Here is a 24233-nt window from a genome sequence, read left to right as displayed (position 1 = left end):
CGGTGCAGTCGGTGTGATGCTACAGTCAATGTATCGCCGTTTCTTTAAAATATCTACATTTTTTTAAAACGAAGAATTTATCCGATACCGCGTGCCTTGAGCACACGGGTAATGATGGGGACCGGCGTCATCAAATGGTCGCGCATCAGGGTAGACGCTCGATCTGCATCCCGGGCCAGGATAACGTCGACCAATGTGGCATGCTCCTGGCGCTTTTGCTCCAGGGCCGTGGGCGACATGACGGTTTCCTGCAGCCAGAGATGGCGGTAGCGCTCCACCTGGTTGAACAGGGTGTCGCGCATTTGCAGGAGATGCGGCGAGTTGCAGCCGCTGGCGATGGCGGTATGAAAGGCTTTGTGACGCAGGTCCCAGCCGTCGAGCAGCTCATCCGGCGAGCTGATGGCGGTGACCTTGGCCAGCCGGTGCGCCGCGGCCAGCACGGCGGCTTCCCAGTCATCGTCGCCGCGTTCGATGGCCAGGCGCAAAATGAGCCCCTCAAGCTGCGCGCGGGCGTCGTAGATATCGTTGAGTTCGGCAAGCGACATGGGCGCAACGCGATAGCCTCGCTGGCTGATGGCCACCACAAGGTGGTCGGCCACCAACTGCGATAATGCCTCGCGCAGCGGGCCGGTGCTGACCCCGTAATCGTCTTTGAGGCGGCTCATCAGCAGCTTCTGTTCCGGTGCGAAGCGGCCTCGGATAATATCGTGCTTGAGCTTCCGGTAGGCGCGAATGGCGAGGTTCTGACGCGGCGCGTCTGGCTCCATGGCGAGTGGCTCCCTGATTAAAGCTGGATAATATCGGTAACAGAAGAATAACGGCTATTATCAGGAAATGTTAACAATTTGGCCTGGAGGAAGAGATTGATGTGGGATTTCATCATTATTGGTGGCGGTATCCTGGGCATGTCCACGGCAATGCAGCTCCAGCAGACCTACCCCGATAAACGTCTGATGGTGCTCGAAAAAGAAAGTGGCCCCGCGCAGCACCAGAGCGGCCATAATAGTGGTGTGATTCACGCCGGTGTGTATTACACGCCGGGTAGCTTGAAGGCCAGATTTTGCCTTGAGGGTAATCGCGCTACCCGCGAATTCTGTGACGAGCACGACATTGCCTACGACATCTGCGGCAAGTTGCTGGTCGCGACGAACGAGGTCGAAAAGCAGCGCATGGAAGCGCTTTGGGAGCGTACTGCGGCCAATGGCCTCGAGCGTGAATGGCTGGAAGCCGATGCCCTGCGCGAGCGCGAGCCGAATATTACCGGCGTGGCGGGTATCCATGTGCCTTCCAGCGGGATCGTCGATTACGCCGAAGTGACTCGGGCCATGGCCGCTGACTTTCAGCGCCTGGGCGGTGAAATCCGCTATGAAGCTGAAGTGACGGGGTTGGAAGAGCGCCGCCAGGAGGTGGTGGTGAGCACATCGAAGGCGTCGTACACCAGCCGTTATCTGGTGTCGTGTTCGGGCCTGATGGCCGACAAGGTGATCCGCATGCTGGGGCAGAAGCCCGACTTCACGATCTGCCCGTTTCGCGGCGAGTACTACCAACTGCCCGAGCAGCATAATCACATCGTGAACCACCTGATTTATCCCATTCCCGACCCGACGATGCCGTTTCTGGGCGTGCACCTGACCCGCATGATCGACGGCAGTGTGACCGTCGGGCCCAACGCAGTGCTCGCTTTAAAGCGTGAAGGCTATCGTAAGCGCGATGTATCGCTTGCCGATATGGGCCAGATGTTGACGCACCCCGGTATTCTCAAGGTGCTGGGCAGGCATCTTCGGCCGGGCCTGGCTGAAATGAAAAACTCGTTTTACAAGCGCGGCTACCTGGAGCTGGTGCGCAAGTACTGCCCCAGCCTGACGGCGGATGACTTGCTGCCCTACCCGGCGGGGGTTCGCGCCCAGGCGGTCTCTAAAGACGGCAAGCTGGTGGACGACTTTCTGTTCGTCAACACCCGGCGGACGCTCAACGTGGGTAACGCGCCGTCACCGGCGGCGACTTCGGCATTGCCCATTGGCGCGCATATCGTTAAGCAGGTTGCGGCGCTGCTGATCGATTGACCCCGGCGCTTAGCCAAACAGCAGGCGCAGCAGGATCGCGGCGATCATCGCAAGGGTAAGGTATTTGATCCACATTGCTCCCCGCGGGCTCATGTTGACCTTTACCGCCAGCCAGGCGCCGGTCATGCTGCCCACCGCCAGCAGAAGCCCGTAGCTCCAGCGCACCTGGTCAAACCACATGAACATCGCCAGGGCAGGGAGGCTATAGACGAGAATGATCAGCACCTTGAAAACATTGACCTGAGCCAGGTCGATTTTCAGCATGCGGTACAGCACGATGATGAACAGCACGCCCACGCCGACCTGAATAAAGCCGCCGTAAATACCGATCACGAACATGGCCAGATAAATCAGCGGGGTCAGCCGGTCCTTGGTGAGCGGGCGGGTATCCAGTTTGGGCTGTGGCAGCAGCATCACCAGGGCCGAGGCGGCCATGACGGCAATCAGGATCGCCTCGAACAGCGCATCGCTAACCTGCAGGGCGAGCCACGCCCCCACCAGCGAGCCGACAACGGCAGGCACCGAAAGGCGCAAGCTCAGACCGATATGCGAGGCGCCTGCGCGTCTGAAATTGCTGATCGCGGACACGCTCTGCAGCACAATGGCGACACGGTTAGTGCCGTTGGCTACCTGGGTGGGCAAGCCAAGAAACATTAGTAGCGGCAGTGCCAGCATCGAACCGCCTGCCGAGAGCACGTTGATAAACCCGGCGATAATACCGATGCCCACCAGCGCAGCGGCCTCCCAGAGCATCATGGGCGGCACCTGCCAGGGGCATAGTGTCGATAGAGCATGGGGGTCTCCTTGCCTGAAATTTCGATAAGCCATTGATCATATAAGCATCGCCAACTAAACGCACGCAGACGACTTTTCGGCTTGGCCAAGCGTTGAAGCAAGGTTTGCCTTAACGCCAAGTTATTGGCATCAAACGGCGATTGCATGCTAATTTCACTGGGACCGCTTCCATTCGACCGGAAGCTGGATGTATGACCTCCCTATCGTCAACCATACCTATAAGTCCAAACAGGACGGAGGAAACGCTTATGCGAACTCTATCTAAAGCTGCTGCCGCTTCACTCCTGGCCGTTGCGCTGCCTGCCAGCGCCCAGCAACTGTCTATCGCCACGGGCGGTACCGGTGGCGTTTACTACCCCATCGGCGGCGGTTTCGCCGAGATGATCAACGAGCATATTGAAGGTGCTCAGGCCACCGCCGAAGTGACCGGTGCGTCGGTCGAAAACATGGGGCTGATCATGCGCGGTGACGCCGATATGGCCCTGGCCCTGGCCGACACCGTTTATCAGGCCTATACAGGTACCGGCGACTTTGAAGGCCGCCAGATCGAGAATACCCGTGCGCTGGCGTCGGTATACCCGAATGCCGTGCAGCTGGTCACCCTGGCCGACTCAGACATTGAATCGCTGGCCGATCTTGAAGGCAAGCGGGTTTCCGTGGGTGCACCCGGTAGCGGTACCGAGCTGAATGCGCGCGCCGTACTGGAAGCCAACGGCCTGAGCTATGAAGACTTCACGCCCCAGCGGCTGAACTTCAACGAAACCGCTGACGCCATTCGCGATGGCGATATCGACGCGGGTTTCTGGAGCGTTGGGCCTCCCACCAGTTCCATCATGAACCTGGCCACTACGCGTGACATCCGTATCATCGGCCTTTCCGATGAGGAAGTCGCCAACGCGCGGGAAGCAGTGGAAGTGTTCGCGCCCTACCAGCTCCAGGAAGGTCTCTACGAAGGCATGGACGAAACGGTCCAGACCATCGGCATTCCCAACGTACTGGTGGTCAACTCGGATATGGACGAAGAGCTGGCGTATCAGTTAACCCAGTTGCTGTTCGAGAATACCGACGAACTGATCGCGGTTCATCCGGCGGCGAACGATACCACCGTCGAGTTCACCATGGAGTCCACGCCGGTACCTCTGCATCCGGGCGCCATTCGCTACTTTGAAGAAGTCGACGCCGAGATTCCGGATCGTCTACGTCCCTGATTCTTGCGCAGGCGATCATTATGCAACCATTACGACGCCTGCCTTGGACACTGACGGTAAGGTTAGTCCCGGCCTTTGTGCTGGGGCTAACCGGTTCACCATTAGCCGGAGCGGAGTCCACCTCTGCTCCGGCTAATGCGTCTGAGCTCCTGGTAGTGACCGATGAGCAGGGCGAGCAGCTCTTCCAAACGCCAATGCCCGAGGGCTCGCGCTGGTGCCTGAAATGGCAGCATTCGGTGGAGAAGTTTACGGTCCTGGACTGTTACCGAAATCACGCGGGGGTGATGGAACTGGAACGCAGCCACCAACCTGACTTTGCCGCTGGCCTGGGGCACATTTACGGCCGTGGCGAGCAGGTTTCCGATGGTCAGGGCGGATATTGGATCGAGCACATCGACGAGCCCGTTCCAGGGAATCAGTATGTATTGCGTGTCGGCGCACCTGCCGTTAACCACCGCCTGGTCTGGCAGCGCAATGGACAGGCACACAGCTTCAGCCTGAGCCGCCGGGCAGCCGGCGAGCGGGTAACGCTGGGCCTGACCGAGGCAGCTGACGCCAACGCGAAAAACTAATCAGCCAGATATATCGTCTGACGAGGACTCCATGAGTGAATCAAAACAACCTTCGGTGGTAATGCCCGGCGGCAATGTGGTCCAGCCACGTGCTGTGTTGTGGTGCATTACCATCGTGGCGGTAGGGCTCTCACTGTTTCAACTTTACTCAGCGGGCATCCAGCCGTTGGGCCTGTTTTATCAGCGCAGCATTCACCTGGCGTTGATCATGATGCTGGCCTTTTTGATGTTCCCGGTGTTTGGCGGAGGGCGTCCCAGGGGCATTGTTGGCTGGGGGCTTGATGCGGTGTTTTTTACCGGTGCGTTGATTACTGGCGGCTATCTGGTGCTGTATCTCGATGAGATCATCAATCGGGCTGGTTTCTGGTCCCAGACCGATATCATGGTGGCCTGCATCGCCACGGTAACCGTGCTGGAGGCGAGCCGCCGAGCGGTAGGCCTGAGTATGACCATGATCGGGCTGATTGCGATTCTTTACGCGATGGCAGGGCCACGCGGTGATCTGGCCTGGCTGGGGGAGTGGCTGCCTGGCATCTTGGGGCATCGGGGCTATAGCTTTGACCGTATTGCGGGTCAGCTCTATCTTGGCCAGGAGGGTATTTTCGGTCTGCCGCTGGGCGTGGCCGCGACCTATATCTTTATTTTCGTGCTGTTTGGCGCTTTTCTGGAAAGTACCGGTGCCGGCAAGTTTTTTATCGACATGGCTTACGCGGCGACGGGCCGCCAGCGGGGCGGGCCCGCTAAAGCGGCGGTCTTGGCCTCCGCGGGTATGGGCTCCATTTCTGGGAGTGCAATCGCCAATGTGGTGACCACCGGCGCCTTTACCATTCCGCTCATGAAGCGCCTGGGTTATAAGCCCAAGCAGGCCGGTGGTATCGAGGCGGCTGCTTCCACAGGGGGGCAGATCATGCCGCCGCTGATGGGGGCAGGGGCGTTCTTGATTGCTGAATATACCAATACGCCGTACCTGGAAATCGTCAAGATCAGTATCCTGCCCGCGATCATGTACTTTGCAACGGTTTACCTGTTCGTGCATATCATCGCGCTTAAGCAAGGCATGCAGGGTATGGCCAGAAGCGAGCTGCCCCAGATGCGCCAGGTGATGAAGGATGGCTGGCACTTCCTGCTGCCGCTGGGCGTTCTGGTATGGCTGCTGGCGATGAGCATGTCACCCAGTCGCGTCGGCTTTTATGCGGTCGTCACCATGGTGGCGGTGGCCGTGTTGCGTTATGTGTTGTGGTTCTTCTTTGTGGCCCCTCGCCAGGGTGAAACCGTGACGGCCCACAGCATCAAGGAGATGGCCGCTGCGGGTTTCAAGAAACTTGTGGAAGGTCTGGAGTTGGGGGCGCGCAATGCCGTCGCCGTCTCCATGGCGTGTGCCGTTGCGGGGATCATCGTGGGCATTGTCGGGCTTACCGGCCTGGGGCTTAAGTTCTCGTCGATGATGATGGCGTTTTCAGGCGGCAACATTGTGCTCGCACTCATCATGGTTCTGCTGGCAAGCCTGGTCCTGGGGATGGGGCTGCCGGTCACCGCCAGCTATATCGTGCTGATCGTGCTGGTCGGCCCGGCGCTGACGACAGAGTTCGGGATTCCGCTGCTGGTTGCACACCTGGTGGTGTTCTGGTATTCCCAGGACTCTAATGTGACGCCGCCCATTGCCCTTGCGGGTTTTGCCGGGGCCGCCATTGCGGGCAGCAAGCCCATGGAAACCAGTTTCCAGTCGTGGAAGTTCGCCAAGGGACTGTATCTGATTCCGCTGTTCATGGTGTTTAACCCGGAGATCATCGTGGGCGGTCCAGTGCCGCTGGTGATCTGGAACGCGGTGATCGCCTTGCTGGCGCTCTGCGCCTTTGCCGCTGCGTTGGAAGGTTACCTGTTCACCCGCATGGGGTGGCTGTCACGTGTGGCGATCGCGGTAGCTATCGTCGGCGTGTTCTACCCCAACCTGATGGCGGAAGTTGCCGGGGTGGTCGTCATGAGCGCGGCGATTATCGCCAACTGGCTGGCCAGTCGCCGGGAGTCTGCTGTCGCGGCCTAGCCTGCTAACGGCCCGATCGATGCAGTGAAAAACCGCCGCATAAAAAAGGCCTGGCATATCGCCAGGCCTTTTGCGTGGAGTGGGGTTGGCTAGAAAATCGATTCCGCCGTGCCGGAGCCTTGTGAGCCACTGGCCTCTTCCAGTTCACGGCTGATCTGTCTGTTTTGGTAGTCAGGCAGGTGATCCTCATGGAACAGCTCAACGATACCGCCAGACTGGTCGTCGCGCAGGCGACGGCCGCTATCCGGATCAATGCGCGCGGTAATGACCGTATCCGGGCGCTCAGGCAACGCTGGGGGCGTTCCTTCCAGGGCTTGCCCCATAAAGTCGATCCAGATAGGTAATGCTGCCTGGGAACCATACTCGGAGATGGTCTCGTTGCTGTCCTTGCCTACCCAGACGGTGGTGACCAGCTTGTCGTTAAAGCCTGCAAACCAGGCATCACGCTGGCTGTTGGTGGTGCCGGTTTTGCCGACGATATCGTCGCGCTCAAGGCTCAGCGCGGCGCGTCCGGTGCCTCTCTCGATCACGTCACGCATCATGTCGCGGAGAATGTACACTGCAGCGGGGTCGGCGACGCGTTTCGCCACAGGGTAGTCGTGGCCGTTTATCTCCACCGTCTCCTGACCGTCTTCACATTCACGGCAGGCCACTTGCGGGTTTGCCTCGTCGATGGTTTCCTCTTCTTCGTCACCTTGGCGAGCGACCCGTTCGATAAACCAGGGCGAGACCTGGAAGCCGCCGTTGGCCAGCACCGAATAGGCATTGGTCATTTCCATCGGTGTCAGCGTTGCGCTGCCCAGTGCCAGCGAAAGACCGTTAGGCAGACGCCCTTCGGCAAAGCCAAAGCCTTTCAAGTATTCAAGCGTGTAGTTGATGCCCATGCTTTGCAGAACGCGGATGGTCACCAGATTGCGTGAGCGGGCCAGCGCCGGGCGAAGGCGCATGGGGCCCTGGAAGTCGCGGCTCGAATTCACCGGGCGCCAGAGCTCGTTGCTGCCGTCATCCATCACCACGGGGGCATCATTGACCACGCTGGCCGCGTTCATCTCGCCGTCTTCAAGGGCGGCAAGGTAGATAAACGGCTTGAAGATGGAACCGGCCTGGCGCTGGGCCTGAATGGCGCGATTGAATTTACTGGCGTTGAAGTCAAAGCCGCCCTGAAGCGCACGAATTGCCCCGGTGCGTGGGTCTTGGGCGACCAGCGAGCCTTCTGCATCGGGTAGTTGCGATAAGCGAAGCTGACCCTCTTCATTTTCAACCACACGGATCATATCGCCACGCACCGCGATCTCCTGCGCCGAGCTGGGTTGGGCACCGCGGCTGCGCGGGCTGAGATAAGGTTGGGCCCAGCTCAAGCCTTCCCAAGGTATCTGGCGTAGTTCGCCGTCAACCAGAACCTCCATTTCCTGGCCGCTGCTCTCGACGACAATCGCTGGCTCCAGCAAGCCATAGCGAGGCGTGCGGTCCAGGACCTGAAGCCAGTTGCTGACATCGCCGTCAATGCCTTCGATTTCAGTTTGGCTTCGCGCGGCCGCCTGGCGGGCGGTTTGGCGAATTTCCGGTGACTCGGCAAGCTCTTCTTCCAGGCCCCGGGTTTCGGTCTCTTCCTGGGCTTCAACCAGGCTTGCGGCAATGTCGCGTTCCTCGGGCCCGCGCCAGCCGTGGCGCCGGTCGTAGGCAATCAAGCCGTTGGCCAGAGTGCGGCGGGCGGTGGGCTGCAACTCGCTGTCGATGGTCGTGTAAATGCGGTAGCCACCGGTATAGGCATCGTCTCCGAAGCGATCGACGGCGTATTGGCGGGCCATTTCGGCCACGTAGGACGCATCCACTTCCGGCACGGTGGAATGCCGCTCTGCGGTCACCGGCGCTTGAACGGCTTCACGATAGGTCTCTTCGTCGATGTGGCCCAGCTCGCGCATGCGGAACAGAATCCAGTTGCGGCGAATCAGCGAACGTTCAGAGTTGGCCAGGGGGTTAAACGCCGAGGGGGCTTTGGGCAGGCCAGCGATCATGGCGGTTTCGGCCAGCGTCAGTTCATCCAGGGGTCTGTCGTAATAGGTGTCGGCCGCCGCGGCAATCCCGTACGCCCGGTTACCCAGGAAGATTTTGTTTACATAAAGTTCAAAAATTTCTTGTTTGTTTAACACCTGTTCCATCTGCAGGGCGAGCAGTATTTCGCGGATTTTACGCGTGAAGGTTTGGTCCAGCGTCAGCAGATAATTGCGCGCCACCTGCATGGTAATGGTGGAGCCGCCGGACTGGATGGTTCCCCCGCTCTGCATCAGTTCCAGGGAGGCGCGCGCCAGGCCGCGCGGGTCCACGCCCTGGTGGTCGAAGAAACTGGCGTCTTCGGCGGCGGTCAGTGCGTTGATCATCTCATCGGGGATTGCCTCGAAGTCAATTTCGATGCGTCGTTCTTCGCCAAACTCCCCGATCAGGCGCCCGTCGCGGGTCAGGATGCGCAAGGGGGTGTGCAATTCAAAGTTTTGCAACTGACGAACGTCCGGAAGGCCCGGAGCGAAATAGATAGCGGCGCCGACCAGGGCAAGAACGACGGCACCGGTGAGCGAGACCAGAATGCCCAACAGCGACACAATAAGGGTGCGGAGAAACGTCATGAATGGAAAGTACCCGTGGGATGAATAAAAAAGAGACGGTATCTAAACGACCGTATCACGCAACTGGCTGCCATTATAGGAAGCCAAGGCGGCCGCCACCAGTGTTGATGTGCCATCATGCGGCGTGAGTGTGACTCGGCTTAAAATCATGTAACCTCGAGCAACGCGATAGGCAAGCGACTCCGGACCCATAATGCGCTTACTCAAACCTCGTAACGGGTTGATCGGCGTCGATATTACCTCGGCGACTGTCAAGCTGCTTGAACTCAAGAACGCTCATCAGAACTTTCAGGTGCAAAGCTACGCCGTGCGTCCGCTTCGTGAAGGGGCGGTAGTGGAAAGACGCATCCGTGATATCGACGACGTCGCCCAGGTTCTCAGTCGCGCGGTAGAACATGCCAGCCCGTCAACGCGTAAAGCGGCGGTGGCCGTACCTGCGAGCGCGGCGATCACCAAAACGCTCAGCTTTCCGCGATCACTCAGTGAAGACGATATTGAAGCCCGCATCATCGCCGAGTCAGACCGGCATATTCCGTTTCCGTTCAATGAGGTGGCGTTTGATTTTGAGTGCCTGGGGCCATCGCCATTTGACGATGACCGTCAGCAGGTGGTGCTGGTGGCCTGCCGCCAGCAGGATGTAAGCCAGTTAACCGAGACCCTCGAGCGCGCCGGGCTCGAGCCCGCCGCCGTTGAAGTTGAAACCTTTGCCATGGAGCGATCGTTTGAAGTGCTGCGCCGCCAGCTTCATGTTCAGGACGACCCCGACGCCTGCGTCGGCCTGGTGGATATCGGGGCCAATATGAACGCTTTTCACGTCGTGCGCGGTGGGCACATCGTCTACAGCCGTGACACGGTCTTTGGTGGCCGCCAACTGACCGATGCCATCCGCGACCGTTACCAATTAAGTATGGAGGAGGCCGGTTTTGCCAAAAAACGCGGCGGCCTGCCCGATGACTATCCAGACAGCGTGCTTAACCCGTTTTTGGAAACGGTCGTACAGCAGGTGGGCCGCTCACTCCAGCTTTACTACACCGCAGGGCGTCAACATGAGGTCCAGCATATTGTTCTGGCCGGTGGGTCGAGCGTAATTCCTGGCTTGGCAGAGCGTATCGCTGAAGATAGTGGCATGAACGTGACGATCGCCAACCCCTTCCAGGCCATGGCGGTCAACAAGCGCCTGGATGTCGAAGCGCTCACCAACGATGCCCCGGCGATGCTGACTGCAGGCGGCCTGGCCATGAGGGTTGGGCAATGAGCATCACCATCAACCTGTTACCCTGGCGTGAGGAGCAGCGCGAACGGCGCACGCGGCGTTTTTACTACTTTATGGTGCTGATGTTGTTGTTAGGCGTCGCACTCGGCTGGGGCATCGCCAAGTTTTATTCAATGCAACTGGTTGCCCAGCAACAGCGCAATGCGTTTATTGAGGCTCAAACCCGCGAGCTGACAGCGGATATTGGCAACCTGGAGCGCTATAAGGCGGACGCCCTGCGGCTCGGTGAGCAACTGGTGTTGTTCCAAACGCTGCAAACACAGCGGGCCAGCACCGTTGAGCTGTTCAATGCACTCGCTAGCAGCGTCGCCAGCGGTGTGGTCTACCAGCAGGTGTCGCGCAACGGTGCCCAGGTCAGCATCGAAGGGGTCGCGGCCAGCGAACGGCAGGTGTCCGAGCAGTTACGCCGAGTGGCTGACAGTCGGGCGTTTGGCGTGCCATCGCTATCGGAAGTCGAGAGTGACGCTGAGGGTGGCGGCCGACAGTTCCGTTTCGATGTTGAGCAACCCTCACTGTCGGCTTCCGCCGAGGAGCAGCCATGATCTGGAAGCGGGCGCGTTGGGCGCAGGAATGGCAACAGCTGCGCGATGTCGATTGGCGAGACCTGGATGTGAAAGAAGCCGGTGGCTGGCCATTGCTGCTCAAAGCGCTTTGCGGTGGGCTGGCCTTGCTGGTGGCTGTATTGATAATGGAATGGTTGATTATCGGCGAGCGGCGCGCCGAGTTGGCCAGTGCGCAGCAGCAAGAATCGCGCTTGCTTGGCGACTACCGTCGGCAGTCAGGTGAAGCGGCTCAATTGCCCAAGATACGCGAGCAGCTTGCCACGCTGGAAGACCAAATGGCGCGTGTGCGCGCCATCCTGCCCACCGGTGCGGAGATTCCATCGTTGCTCGATAGTATCAGCGATGCCGCGGTGGATAACCGGCTGACAATCGAAACCATTCGTCTGCGTCCCACGGTTACCCAGCCCCACTATGTGGAGCAGCCGCTGGATATACAGGTACGCGGCGACTTTCATCAGATTGCCCGTTTCGCCGCCGACATTGCCTCGTTATCCCGGCTTGTGACCCAGCACGACTTCACGTTGGCGCCCGTCGATACCACTGGGGACAGCCTGCGGCTTTCCTTGCTGGCGCGCACCTACCGAGATCGGGAGGAGGCTCCATGACGTCGTGGGTTCGCCGAGGGTTAGTCGCTGGATGGCTAGCGGGGTTTCTCCTGTTGACGGGCTGCGCGGATCCAGCGCTGTCGCAACTGGAGGCAACCCTTGACGATATACGGCAAACCTCCAGCAGTGAGCCGGTCATGGTGATTCCCTATGTGCCGCTTTACCCTGCACAACGCTATCAGCACAGCGAGGCGCGCAGCCCCTTTTTGCCGCCACAATCGACACAGGACAGGGCGTACGGGGCGGCGGGTGAAAATGGCCCCGACCCGCAACGACCTGCCGAACCACTGGAGCGCTTTTCACTGCAAGAGCTTCAGCTGGTTGGCACGATACGCATGGACGGTCGGCGAGTGGCCATGATTGCGACACCTGAGGGTGAGGTGGTTAACGTCAGGGAAGGTCATTATATGGGCACAAATTATGGTCGCATTGTTGCCATATCAGCTCAGGAGATTGAGATTCGCGAACGCGTCTACACCCAGCAAAATGGCTGGCAGACACGTCCTGCTTCGCTCACTATTGTCGATGAGCGCTAAATGATGACGGGCATGCGCATCACGCAGCGACCCAAAGCAAGTGGATGGAGACCCATGGCAAACACCTTGGTAAGCCGTTTTCGGCAAAGCATGCTGGCCGCAATGATGCTACTTCCCGGTTGGGCGGTGGCGTCGGTGCTCACCGATCTCGAGGTGCGTGAAACGCAAGGCGGTGACGTGGCGTTGGAGTTGCGTTTCAGCGGTGAGGTGCCTGAGCTCAATGGCTACCCGCTGACGAACCCGCCGCGTTTGGCACTGGATCTGGCGGATACCCAAAACGGCCTGACCGAGCGTCGGACACGCGTTGACCTGGGGGGCGTTGAGGGCATTACCGCGCTGGAAGGCAGTGGTCGCACGCGCCTTGTGCTGGACCTGGAGGCGCCTCGCCAGTTTCGTTCATCGGTGTCCGGTGACCGGCTGACCGTGACCCTGGCGGCCGCTGGGGCATCGAATGAGCTGCCTGTCGAACGCCTTGAAACAGCGCAGGGGCCCCAGGTGCAGGATATTGACTTTCAACGCGGTGAAAGTGGTGCAGGGCGCTTGTTGGTGACCTTTGATCGCGACAGCGTCAGCCCCAAGGTGCGCGAGGGTGGACGTAATGAGGTGATTGTCGAACTCGGGCAGGTGACGGTGCCCGACGCCCTCAATCAGGTCTATGACGTGACGGATTTTGCCACGCCGATCTCGCGTATCACGCCGCGCCGCGGGCAACGCGGCAGTGAGCTGGTGCTCACCACCGATGGCCCCTATGCCATGGTGTCATCGCAGTCAGGCGATCAGTTGACGGTGGAAGTCCAGCCTGTCAGCGAAGTCCCGCAGCAGGCGCGTGTGGATCAAGGCGAGGAATATACTGGCGAGCGGTTGAGTCTTAACTTTCAGGATATTGAAGTGCGCGCCGTGCTTGCCACGCTCGCCGATTTTACCGGCTTGAACCTGGTGGCCAGCGATAGCGTCAGCGGACGGGTAACGCTCAATCTTAACGATGTGCCCTGGGACCAGGCGCTGGACCTGATCCTCCAGAGCCAGGGGCTTTCCAGTCGTGAAAAGGGCAATGTGATTGTGGTGGCGCCGGCGAGCGAACTGGCTGAACTAGAGCGCCAGGAACTGGAAGCCCGCAATCAGCAGGAAACGCTGGCACCGCTTATAACAGAGTTTATTGAAGTGAAGTACGCCCGTGCCGAAGACCTGTCGCAACTGCTGCGTGGCGGTGAAGGTTTCGGTCTGCTCACCGAGCGAGGCCGCGTCAGCGTTGACCAACGCACCAACACGCTGCTGGTTCAGGACACCCCGGATCAAGTGCGCGAAATCGTGCGCACGCTGGACCGCCTGGATGTAGCCGTTCGCCAGGTGCAGATTGAAGCCCGCATCGTGATCGCCCGTGATACGGCTTCCCGCGAGCTGGGCATCAACTGGGGGGCGTCCAGCACCCGCGGATTTCAGGATAGCGGTGACGGCACATTCGAACGCCGCGATATCAATCCCGATGGGCTAAACCGCGCTCGCGGCGGGCTGGCGGTTGATTTTGGCGATACCTCCGACGCCGGTGCCGGGTTCAGCTTTGGCTACCTGGCCGGTGATGTATTGCTCGATCTTGAGCTGCGCGCCCTGGAAAGTGAGGGCAAGAGCCAGACCATTTCACAGCCCAAGATCATTACCGCCAATCAGCGCACCGCTACCATCAGCCAGGGCGAGGAGCGTGCCTTCCAGAGTGTTGACGGTAACGATAATCCGGATACCGAGTTCAAGGAGGCCGAGCTATCGCTTGAGGTCACCCCGCAGATTACGCCGGATAACCGCATCATCATGGATCTGTTGATTCGCAATGACAGCTTCCGGGAGTCCGAGTTTGGGGGGGAACCGCCGATAGACACCAATGAAATCGAGACCCAGGTACTGGTCGATAATGGGCAAACCGTGGTGCTGGGCGGTATTTTAACCACCGAGGAGCTGCGTCAAGTCGCCAAAACACCGCTGCTCGGCGATATTCCCTTGCTGGGTCGACTGTTTCGCTATACCGAAGAGAGCAATGAAAAGGTAGAGTTGTTAGTCTTTATTACACCACGACTTCTTGATGATGGCTTAACGGTTCGCTAATGCAGGATTTACCCAACCTTTTTCTGATTGGCCCCATGGGGGCTGGCAAAAGCACGATTGGTCGACTGCTGGCAGCCGAACTATCGCGCGACTTTTTTGATAGCGACCACGCCATTCAAGCGCGCTGCGGGGCCGATATCCCGTGGATTTTTGATGTGGAAGGCGAGCAGGGCTTTCGCCAGCGTGAGATTCACATGATCGACGAGCTGACCCAACGCCATCCCGTGGTTGTGGCGACCGGCGGTGGCGCGGTGCTGCGCGAGGAAAACCGCCGCGCGCTCCGCGAGCGGGGCACGGTAGTGTACCTGTTGACCACTGTCGATCAGCAGCTCCGGCGCACGGCGAAAGACCGCAACCGCCCGCTGTTGCAGTGTGCTGACCGCGAGAAGGTGCTGAACGATATGTTCGCCGCCCGTGACCCGCTTTATCGCGCCACGTCGGATATTACCGTGCGTACCGACCGGCGCAGCCCGCGCGCGGTGGTCAATGAAATTGTGCGTCGCGTCCGGCGCCTGGTCGACCCTCTTGAATCCATAAATTCGTCAAACAAGGTATCCCCATGACCGCAGTTGACGGCGTACAGCGTACGCTTGAGGTGGCGCTCGGCGAGCGCAGCTATCCGATCCTTATTGGTACAGGGCTTGTAGGCAGGCCCGATATGCTGACGCCGTATCTGGCTGGCCAGCAGGTAATGGTAGTCACCAATGAAACCATTGCCCCGCTGTATCTGGAACGTCTCTGCGATAGCCTGCCGGATGATCTGGAGGTGCGCACGCTAGTGCTGCCCGATGGCGAACAGTACAAGACCATCGAGCAGGTAGAGCGTATCTGGAGTGCGCTGTTGGAAGCGGGGTTTAACCGTCGCTGCACCCTGATAGCGCTGGGCGGTGGGGTCATTGGCGACATGGTCGGCTACGCGGCCGCCGCCTACCAGCGTGGCGTGGCGTTCATCCAGGTGCCGACCACGCTGCTGTCCCAGGTGGACTCCTCGGTGGGCGGCAAAACCGGCGTCAATCACCCGCTGGGTAAGAACATGATCGGCGCCTTCTGGCAACCCAAGGCCGTGCTGGTCGATATCGACACGCTCACCACGCTGCACGCGAGGGAGTTGTCAGCGGGACTCGCGGAGGTGATCAAATACGGTTTCATCCGTGATGAAACCTTCCTGGCCTGGCTGGAAGCCAACATGACGGCTTTACGCCGCGTGGAGCCCGAGGTGATTGCCGAGGCCATCGCCCGAAGCTGCCTGATAAAAGCGGATATCGTCGCTGAGGATGAAACCGAGCAGGGCGTTCGCGCGCTGCTCAACCTGGGCCACACCTTTGGCCACGCCATTGAAGCGCACCAGGGCTATGGTAACTGGTTGCACGGCGAAGCCGTAGGCGCGGGGATGGCCATGGCCGCGACGCTCTCCCATGAGCTGGGCTGGATTTCGGCGGCGGATCGCGAACGCAGCCTGGCGGTGATCAAGAGCGCCGACTTGCCTGTTCATGCACCGGCAAGCATGTCGAGTGACGACTTTCTTGCACGCATGCGGCTGGACAAGAAGAATATCGATACCCGCTTGCGCCTGGTGCTGCTTGAGGCGTTGGGCAGTGCCTGCGTCAGCGATGCGGTGCCGCCTGACCAATTAAAAACCCTGCTCGATCAATATCCACGACGCTAGCTGCTGATTTCCCGTTGTATTGCACCTAAAAACACCCCGCTTCGACTAAGCGGGGTGTTTTTAGGTGTGCGCAATAAAGGTTTCTGTTTTAGCTAATCCGCATGCCTTATGCAGTATCGGCATGGCTAAAAAGCGCCTTATTAGACTAAAGTCTAGTCATTGGGGTGTTTCGTTAAAATAGCGTTTTCCTGCGCTGCAAGTGGTTGAAGGATATCGTTTTTTTAATTGATCGGTTGTGCAACTACAGGATTTGGAAAGGGTTTTGAAGGCTCAGGAGGTGAGGAAAGATTGCGCAAAGCGGCTGCAAATCGCTATGCTGACCGGCCATTTTCCAATGGTAGCGAAGGCAAAAGCCGCCCTCCAACAGGCCGGTTATCACCACTAAAAAAATCAACAACCCGCCTTTTTATCACAACCCCGCTACCAAAAAAACACGCTGACTAGAGGCACGCCCATGAATAGAGGTCTTCACCAGCCCGGCGAGTTTCGCGACAACTGCGGCTTTGGCCTGATTGCCCATATGGAAGGGCAGGCCAGCCACGACCTGTTGAAAACCGCGATCGAGTCCCTTACCTGCATGACGCACCGGGGGGGGATCGCCGCTGACGGTAAAACCGGCGATGGCTGCGGGCTGTTGCTTAAAATGCCCACTCACTTCATGCAGGCGGTGGCCAAGGACGCCTTGGGCGTTGAGCTGGGCGAGCGTTTTGCCGTTGGGGTTGTGTTCCTGCCCGATGATGACAAGCGGGCTGCACGTGGACGCGATGCACTTGAAGACGCGCTCAAGGCACGCGGCCTGAACGTGATCGGCTGGCGCGATGTGCCCACCGACGCCAGCGTGTGCGGGCCGATGTCGCTCGATTGCCTGCCGCGTATCAGGCAGGTCTTTGTGCAGCCGGGTAGCGGTGAGCACTTTGATGTTGACCTTTTCATGGCGCGCCGTCATGCCGAACAGGCGATGCGCGACGACGAAGACTTTTATGTTGCTTCGCTGTCGTCCGAAGTGGTGTCGTATAAAGGGCTGGTAATGCCCGAAGATCTGCCGGCTTTCTATACAGACCTCAACGACCCGCGCCTGGAAACGGCCATTTGCGTCTTCCACCAGCGTTTCTCGACCAATACCGCACCGCGCTGGCCGCTTGCCCAACCGTTCCGCCTGCTGGCGCACAACGGCGAGATCAACACCATTCAAGCCAACCGCGGTTGGGCGAACTCGCGTAAAGCGAACTTCGTTAACGAGCGCCTGCCGGATATCGCCGAACTGGATGAAATCGTCAATACCACCGGTTCAGACTCCTCCAGCATGGATAACATGCTGGAAGTGCTGCTGACCGGTGGCATGGAACTACACCGCGCAGTGCGCATGATGGTGCCGCCAGCCTGGCAGAACGTCGAAACCATGGACGCCGAGTTGCGCGGCTTCTATGAATACAACTCCATGCATATGGAGCCGTGGGACGGCCCGGCAGGCGTGGTGATGACCGACGGGCGCCAGGCAGTGTGTATGCTCGACCGTAACGGCCTGCGTCCTGCGCGCTGGGTGATTACCAAGAATGGCTATATCACCCTGGCGTCGGAAATCGGCACCTACGGCTACAAGCCGGAAGACGTGGTGGCCAAAGGGCGTGTGGGACCCGGCCAGATGCTGGCGGTGGATACCCATACCGGTGAGGTGCTGCATACCGAGGACATCGACAATCGGCTGAAGTCGGCGTATCCGTACAAGCGCTGGCTGAAGCAGGAAGCCAACTACCTGGAATCGGCGCTGACCGAGTTGGCGCGTTTCCAGAACATGGATGGTAATGCACTGAACGTGCAGCAGAAGATGTTCCAGGTCAGCTTTGAAGAGCGCGACCAGGTGCTGCGTCCGTTGGCTGAAAGCGGTCAGGAGGCGGTAGGTTCAATGGGCGATGATACGCCCATGGCGGTGCTGTCCAGCCGTCCGCGGCTGCTGACGGATTACTTCCGCCAGAAGTTTGCCCAGGTGACCAACCCGGCCATCGATCCGCTACGTGAAGCGATCGTCATGTCGCTGGAAACCTGTTGTGGCGCCGAGCTGAATGTTTTCAAAGCGACCCCGGAACATGCCCACCGGCTGATCTTGACCACGCCGGTGCTGTCGCCGCGCAAATTTACCGCCCTGGTCAGTCAGGATGATCCGGCATTTGCCAGTCATACCCTGTCGCTGGGCTATGACCCCGAGCAGCAGTCGCTCAAACAAGCACTGACGGCGCTTTGCCAGGAAGCCGAAACGCAGGTGCGGGCCGGTAAAGTCCTGCTGGTGTTGACGGATGCCGACTTGCCCAAAGGCATGCTGCCGATTCAGGCAGTCCTGGCGGTAGGGGCGGTTCATACCCATCTGGGCCGGCTTGCCCTGCGCCCCAACGCCAATATTGTGGTCGAGACCGGCTACGCCAGGGATGCCCACCAGATGGCCGTGCTGTTCGGCGTGGGCGCGACGGCTGTCTACCCTTGGCTTGCCTATCAGGTGATGGCGGATATGCACCGCACCGGCGAACTGACCGGCAACCCGGCAGACGCGCGGGAAAACTACCGTAAAGGCCTGCAGAAGGGGCTGTTCAAGATCCTCTCCAAGATGGGCATCTCGACGCTGGCGTCTTACCGCGGTTCGATGCTGTTTGAAGCTGTCGGCCTCGACGACGACATCATGCAGATGTGCTTCCCGGGCATGGCGTCGCGCATCCAGGGCACTGGCTTTGCCGAGCTGCAAATGCAGCAGGCATTGCTGGCCAAAGACGCCTGGATTCCCCGCAAGGGCATCACCCAGGGCGGCTTGTTCAAGTACGTTCATAACCACGAGTATCACGCCTATAACCCTGACGTGGTGATGACGCTTCAGGCCGCTGTCCAGGAAGGCAGCTACGCCAAGTGGAAGAAATTCGCCCAGCTGGTCAACGAGCGGCCGGTGGCGACAATCCGCGACCTGCTGGCCCTCAAGCCTGCTGAAACGCCGGTTCCGCTGGATGACGTCGAGCCGGTTGAAGACCTGCTGCCGCGCTTTGACAGCGCGGGCATGTCGCTGGGGGCGCTGTCGCCGGAGGCCCACGAAGCACTTGCCCAGGCGATGAACGAGGAAGGTGGCCGCTCCAACTCCGGCGAGGGCGGCGAAGACCCGGCGCGCTACGGCACGATTCGCAGCTCGAAAATCAAGCAGATTGCCTCTGGCCGTTTTGGGGTGACGCCTCACTACCTGGTCAATGCGGAAGTCCTGCAGATCAAGGTCGCCCAGGGCGCCAAGCCCGGTGAGGGTGGTCAGTTGCCTGGCGGCAAGGTCAATCAGCTGATTGCGCGGCTGCGCTACTCGGTGCCCGGCGTGACGCTGATTTCGCCGCCGCCGCACCACGACATCTACTCGATCGAAGACCTGGCGCAGTTGATTTTTGACCTCAAGCAGGTCAATCCGGACGCCCAGGTATCGGTCAAGCTGGTGTCCGAGCCGGGTATCGGCACTATCGCGACAGGGGTTGCCAAGGCCTACGCGGACCTGATTACCGTGTCCGGCTATGATGGTGGTACGGCCGCAAGTCCCCTGACCTCGATCAAGCACGCCGGGTCACCCTGGGAGCTGGGGCTGCCGGAAGTCCATCAGGCGCTGCGTATCAACAGTTTGCGTGACAAGATCCGCCTGCAGACCGACGGCGGTCTGAAGACCGGCTTGGACGTGGTCAAGGCGGCGATCCTTGGCGCGGAAAGCTTCGGTTTCGGTACCGCGCCGATGGTCGCGCTGGGCTGTAAATACCTGCGCATCTGTCACCTGAACAACTGTGCCACCGGTGTCGCCACCCAGGATGACTTCCTGCGCGGCGAGCACTTCCGCGGTACCGTGGACATGGTCAAGAACTATTTCCGCTTTATCGCCGAAGAAGTGCGTGAGTTGATGGCCATGCTGGGTGTGACCAAACTCACCGATCTGATCGGCCGTACCGACCTGCTCGACGTGCTGGAAGGCAATACCGCCTCCCAGCGCAAGCTGGATTTGACGCCGCTGCTGACCAACGACTTCGTGCCCGCGGATGCGCCCCAGTTCTGCAAGGTGAGCCGTAACGTGCCCCACGATCCGGGTGCCAAAAACCAGGAAGTGTTGGCGGCACTGAAAGACGCCATAGAAAACCAGTCGGGTGGCGAGTTTGATTTCACCATTACCAACTGTGACCGTAGTGTCGCCGCGCTGACATCCGGCGCGATTGCCAAGCGCTACGGTGAAGAAGGCCTGGAAAACGCGCCGATCACCGCGCGCTTTACCGGCGTTGCCGGGCAGAGCTTCGGGGTGTGGAACGCCCGTGGCCTGAACCTGTATCTCGAAGGCGATGCCAACGACTACGTGGGTAAAGGCATGAACGGTGGCAGTATTGTGATTGTGCCGCCGAAAGTCAGTGAATTTGAAAGCCACAAAACGGCGATTATCGGCAACACTTGCCTGTATGGCGCGACCGGCGGCAAGCTGTTTGCGGCGGGTACGGCGGGTGAGCGTTTCGGGGTACGTAACTCCGGGGCGACGGCCGTTATCGAAGGCGCGGGCGACCACTGTTGCGAATACATGACCGGTGGCCTGGTCTGCGTCCTTGGTGAGACCGGGGTGAACTTCGGCGCCGGCATGACAGGCGGGTTTGCCTACGTGCTGGATGAAGAGCGCACCTTTGTAGACAAGTACAACCATGAACTGGTTGAGATTCACCGTGTTAACACCGAAGCGATGGAGGCGTATCGACGCCACCTGCGCGAAATGATTGAGGCCTACGTAGCAGCGACAGGATCAGCGCGTGGGGCGGCTATTTTGGAAGACTTCAGCGACTACGCGCGTCACTTCTGGCTGGTAAAGCCCAAGGCCGCAAGCCTGGGTAGCCTGCTGGATCAGTCTCGGCGTCAGCCGGAATAACCGTTTTATGCCCCTATCGCTGACAGGAGAGAGATCATGGCCAACCGTTTGAATAACGATTTCCAGTTTGTGGATGTGGGTCGTCAGGACCCGCAGAAAAAAGATGCGCGTAAGCGTTCCAAAGAATTTGCTGAAATCTACGAGCCCTACAAGCCCACCGACGCGGCCAGCCAGGCACACCGCTGTCTGCACTGTGGCAATCCTTACTGCGAGTGGAAGTGCCCGGTACACAACTACATACCCAACTGGCTGCAGCTGGTGGTGGAAGGCAATATTATCGAGGCCGCCGAGCTTTCGCACAAAACCAACTCGCTGCCCGAAGTGTGTGGTCGTGTGTGCCCCCAGGACCGTCTGTGCGAGGGCGACTGCACGCTCAACGATGGCTTTGGCGCGGTGACCATTGGATCGATCGAGAAGTACATTACCGATACGGCCTTTGCCATGGGCTGGCGTCCGGATATGTCGCAGGTGACCTGGACGGACAAGAAAGTGGCGATTGTGGGGGCAGGACCTGCAGGCCTTGGCTGCGCCGATATCCTGGCACGCAATGGTGTCAAGCCGGTGGTGTTCGACAAATACCCTGAAATCGGCGGCTTGCTGACGTTCGGTATTCCCGAGTTCAAGCTGGAAAAGAACGTCATGGAGCGTCGCCGTGCGGTCTTTGAAGAGATGGGCGTCGAGTTTCGGCTGAATACCGAGATCGGTACCGACGTTGAGTTTGAAACGCTGCTCCAGGACTACGATGCCGTTTTCCTGGGTATGGGCACTTACAAGTATATGGAAGGAGGCTTCCCGGGCGAAGATCTGCCGGGTGTTTATAAAGCGCTCGACTTCCTGATTGCCAACGTCAATCGCTGCCTGGGCTTTGAAAAAGATCCCAACGATTACATCTCAATGGAAGGCAAGCGCGTGGTGGTCCTGGGCGGTGGTGATACCGCAATGGACTGCAACCGCACCTCGATTCGTCAGGGAGCGGCGAGCGTGACCTGCGCCTATCGCCGTGATGAAGGCAACATGCCGGGGTCACGTAAGGAAGTTGCCAATGCCCGGGAAGAGGGCGTCGAGTTTCTGTTCAACCGTCAGCCGGTCGCCGTGGTCGGTGACGACAAGGTCGAAGGCGTGAAGGTGGTGCGTACGCGTCTGGGCGAGCCGGATGAAAACGGTCGCCAGCGCCCTGAAGTAGTGCCGGGCTCGGAAGAAATTGTTCCCGCCGATGCGGTGGTTGTTGCCTTCGGTTTCCAGGCAAGCCCCGCGCCCTGGTTCGACCCGGCCAATATCCAGGTCGATGAGCGCGACCGTGTCACCGCGCCGGAGCACGGCCAATACGCCTTCCAGACCAGCAACGAGAAAATCTTTGCCGGCGGCGATATGGTGCGCGGCTCTGACCTGGTGGTCACCGCCATCTACGAAGGCCGTCAGGCAGCGGAAGGCATGCTGGATTATCTGGGCGTTTAATTCGGATTCCAGCATCGGACTTGTCGGGCGATCGGGCTGTCTACGGGAAATCCTCTTCGGTGCCTCGATGATTGCTGATCGCCCAATGAATTGGGCTCCTTGTGTCTCTCAAGAGGGAATGATTAGCTACCATTCTCTCTGGCCAGAAGGGTAACCCGTTGGGCTCCTGATGGGCATTGACCCTGCTTCGTAGATGGGCCCTTTCTGGTTTCTTATCTCGTAAATTTGGACGGTATCCAAAGCCCTTCGCACGACGAAAGAGGCTGTACGAACAAGGCGAGACAACGAGATGGCATATATCGGTATTGATGTTAGCAAACAGAAACTTGATTGCCTGTGGGTGCGCGATCTGAGCAAGGGGAAAGTCAAAACGAAAGTTTTCCCCAACCGCCATCAGGACTACCCAGGTTTGCTCGACTGGCTTGTCAGGCAAACCGGCGAAGACATCGACAACCTGCATGTCTTTCTGGAAGCCACCAGTATCTATCATGAACCCTTAGCATACTGGTTGCATGACATGGGCGTCACCGTGTACGTACTGAATCCTGCCCAGGTGCGCCATCACGCCAAGGGGATGGGCGTTCGCAGTAAGACTGACCGCAAAGACAGCATGATGCTTGCCCGTTATGGGATTGAACGGAACCCTCAACCGTGGCAACCAGAGCCAACGGAGGTGAGAGAGCTCAAGCGCCTTATCAACCGGTTAGAGGCCGTAGAAGACGACCTGCAGCGCGAGCGTAACCGCCTGGAGAAGGCYGAATTCAACACCGAYACTCAAGCRAGCGAATCCATTAGCTATATGCTGGTCGCCCTTGAGCGAGAAGTACAGCGGCTCCAGCAGGCGATCGCTGACCATTTCGAGGCGCACCCGCCGCTTAAACAGGATCGCAAACTACTCGAGAGTATCCCCGGCATCGGAAACGTCCTATCAGCTCGTCTGGTGGCTACGCTACGCAGTCGAGACTTCCGCAGTGCTCGCCAGGCAGCCGCCTTCCTGGGCCTCGTGCCAATACTGAAAGAATCAGGCTCATCGGTGAAGTTACGGTCCCACCTTTCCAAGACAGGGGCGCCCGGCATCCGCCGGAAGCTTTATATGGCCGCCGTCGTATCGACCCGATGTAATCCTGATATCAGCGAGCAATTTGCACGACTCAAAGCCCGTGGCAAGCCAACGTTGTCGGCGCTGGGGGCGGCTATGCGCAAATTGGTACACATCGCTTTTGGSGTGTTGAAGTCACAAAGCGAATATCGGCCGCAAGGGACATAAAGCCCCTTGCAGTTGGTATCGAGAGAAGGTATCTACGACCCCCTCACCGCGGGCTTGGTGGCACGATGGTTGCTGACCACGCGATGAATTGCGCTCAGATCACCGTGCACTTTGCTGGGTGGGCGTCTTAGGCTTTGAGGACGTAGCGAAGGGTTTCGACGACTTGGTCGGTGGTGGTGCACCAGGCTTGAGCGCCTGCGTCGACTTCTTTTAGGGGGTGGACGATGTCTTCGCTATGCAGGGTGATGTAGGGCTTGGCGAGGGCGGCGCAGTAGCCTGCGTCGAAGGCGGCGTTCCATTGCTTGTATTTGTCGCCGAAGCGTACGACGACCAGGTCGGCCTGTTCGATCATGGTGCGGGTGCGGATGGCGTTGACCTTGGACGACTGGTGGTCGCGCCAGAAGCCATTGTCGGGTTTGCCGAGGTGGTCACCGGCGGCGTCTGAGGCGTCGTGGTCGGTCACCGGGGCGGTGAAGACGATATCCAGGCCTGCCGCGTCGGCGCCGCGCTGAATTTCGTCGCGCCAGTCGGTGTGGATCTCGCCGGATAGATAAACGTAAAAGCTCATGGTCGCTCC

General features: G+C 59.3%; 18 protein-coding genes. 14 read left to right on the top strand and 4 right to left on the bottom strand.

Features of this window, described 5'->3' with window-relative positions; all coding sequences use genetic code 11:
• Window positions 1-77: 77 nt before the first annotated feature.
• Window positions 78-767 (bottom strand): DNA-binding transcriptional regulator CsiR, encoded by a 690-nt coding sequence (gene csiR / locus B7L15_RS14175; RefSeq protein ID WP_085919600.1) that lies wholly within the window; start codon window positions 765-767, stop codon window positions 78-80.
• Between the two features lie 99 nt (window positions 768-866).
• On the opposite strand from csiR, the gene lhgO reads away from it, so the two are divergent.
• Complete coding sequence (gene lhgO / locus B7L15_RS14170; protein WP_085919599.1) at window positions 867-2063, top strand: L-2-hydroxyglutarate oxidase; 1197 nt, start codon at window positions 867-869, stop codon at window positions 2061-2063.
• Between the two features lie 9 nt (window positions 2064-2072).
• On the opposite strand, the gene B7L15_RS14165 is transcribed toward lhgO, so the two are convergent.
• Window positions 2073-2819, bottom strand: coding sequence for a sulfite exporter TauE/SafE family protein (locus B7L15_RS14165; protein WP_085919598.1), 747 nt, complete (start codon window positions 2817-2819; stop codon window positions 2073-2075).
• Window positions 2820-3106: 287 nt separating this feature from the next.
• Between B7L15_RS14165 and B7L15_RS14160 the strand changes: the two genes are divergently transcribed.
• The 3 genes from B7L15_RS14160 to B7L15_RS14150 are packed head-to-tail and all read left to right on the top strand — an operon-like array spanning window position 3107 to window position 6679.
• On the top strand, window positions 3107-4066 hold the full coding sequence (locus B7L15_RS14160; RefSeq protein ID WP_085919597.1) for a TAXI family TRAP transporter solute-binding subunit: 960 nt from the start codon (window positions 3107-3109) through the stop codon (window positions 4064-4066).
• A 20-nt stretch (window positions 4067-4086) separates the two neighbouring features.
• Window positions 4087-4638: a DUF1850 domain-containing protein gene (locus tag B7L15_RS14155; protein WP_085919596.1), complete on the top strand. Its 552-nt coding sequence runs from the start codon at window positions 4087-4089 to the stop codon at window positions 4636-4638.
• A 31-nt stretch (window positions 4639-4669) separates the two neighbouring features.
• A complete protein-coding gene (locus tag B7L15_RS14150; RefSeq protein WP_085919595.1) occupies window positions 4670-6679 on the top strand; it encodes a TRAP transporter permease in 2010 nt (669 codons plus the stop codon).
• A gap of 89 nt (window positions 6680-6768) precedes the next feature.
• Here the strand turns inward: B7L15_RS14150 and B7L15_RS14145 are convergent, their stop codons facing one another.
• Window positions 6769-9300: a penicillin-binding protein 1A gene (locus B7L15_RS14145; RefSeq protein WP_085919594.1), complete on the bottom strand. Its 2532-nt coding sequence runs from the start codon at window positions 9298-9300 to the stop codon at window positions 6769-6771.
• Window positions 9301-9493: 193 nt separating this feature from the next.
• Between B7L15_RS14145 and pilM the strand changes: the two genes are divergently transcribed.
• From pilM to B7L15_RS14095, 10 genes are all read left to right on the top strand, one after another.
• Window positions 9494-10555: a type IV pilus assembly protein PilM gene (gene pilM, locus B7L15_RS14140; RefSeq protein WP_085919593.1), complete on the top strand. Its 1062-nt coding sequence runs from the start codon at window positions 9494-9496 to the stop codon at window positions 10553-10555.
• Complete coding sequence (locus B7L15_RS14135) at window positions 10552-11115, top strand: PilN domain-containing protein (RefSeq protein WP_085919592.1); 564 nt, start codon at window positions 10552-10554, stop codon at window positions 11113-11115. The genes pilM and B7L15_RS14135 overlap by 4 nt, the downstream gene beginning before the upstream one ends.
• On the top strand, window positions 11112-11741 hold the full coding sequence (locus B7L15_RS14130; RefSeq protein WP_085919591.1) for a type 4a pilus biogenesis protein PilO: 630 nt from the start codon (window positions 11112-11114) through the stop codon (window positions 11739-11741). The genes B7L15_RS14135 and B7L15_RS14130 overlap by 4 nt, the downstream gene beginning before the upstream one ends.
• The gene (locus B7L15_RS14125) at window positions 11738-12277 is read left to right on the top strand and encodes a pilus assembly protein PilP (protein WP_085919590.1); all 540 of its coding nucleotides are present in this window, start codon (window positions 11738-11740) and stop codon (window positions 12275-12277) included. Before B7L15_RS14130 ends, B7L15_RS14125 begins: the two co-directional genes overlap by 4 nt.
• A 54-nt stretch (window positions 12278-12331) precedes the next feature.
• Window positions 12332-14371, top strand: a complete 2040-nt coding sequence (pilQ, locus tag B7L15_RS14120; RefSeq protein ID WP_085919589.1) for a type IV pilus secretin family protein — start codon at window positions 12332-12334, stop codon at window positions 14369-14371.
• Window positions 14371-14934, top strand: coding sequence for a shikimate kinase AroK (aroK, locus tag B7L15_RS14115; protein WP_066321297.1), 564 nt, complete (start codon window positions 14371-14373; stop codon window positions 14932-14934). Before pilQ ends, aroK begins: the two co-directional genes overlap by 1 nt.
• Entirely contained in the window at window positions 14931-16037 is a 1107-nt protein-coding gene (gene aroB / locus B7L15_RS14110) for a 3-dehydroquinate synthase (protein WP_085919588.1), read from the top strand. Before aroK ends, aroB begins: the two co-directional genes overlap by 4 nt.
• A gap of 454 nt (window positions 16038-16491) precedes the next feature.
• Complete coding sequence (gltB, locus tag B7L15_RS14105; protein ID WP_085919587.1) at window positions 16492-20934, top strand: glutamate synthase large subunit; 4443 nt, start codon at window positions 16492-16494, stop codon at window positions 20932-20934.
• 36 nt (window positions 20935-20970) lie between these two features.
• On the top strand, window positions 20971-22389 hold the full coding sequence (locus B7L15_RS14100; protein WP_085919586.1) for an FAD-dependent oxidoreductase: 1419 nt from the start codon (window positions 20971-20973) through the stop codon (window positions 22387-22389).
• A gap of 289 nt (window positions 22390-22678) precedes the next feature.
• Window positions 22679-23656: an IS110 family transposase gene (locus B7L15_RS14095; RefSeq protein ID WP_085919585.1), complete on the top strand. Its 978-nt coding sequence runs from the start codon at window positions 22679-22681 to the stop codon at window positions 23654-23656.
• Window positions 23657-23783: 127 nt separating this feature from the next.
• Here the strand turns inward: B7L15_RS14095 and B7L15_RS14090 are convergent, their stop codons facing one another.
• Window positions 23784-24224 (bottom strand): YtoQ family protein, encoded by a 441-nt coding sequence (locus B7L15_RS14090; protein ID WP_085919584.1) that lies wholly within the window; start codon window positions 24222-24224, stop codon window positions 23784-23786.
• Window positions 24225-24233 lie beyond the last annotated feature (9 nt).

The sequence above is a fragment of the Halomonas sp. CSM-2 genome (genome assembly GCF_002119345.1).
Lineage (GTDB): Bacteria > Pseudomonadota > Gammaproteobacteria > Pseudomonadales > Halomonadaceae > Vreelandella > Vreelandella janggokensis.
This window is presented reverse-complemented; position numbering and strand designations above follow the sequence as displayed.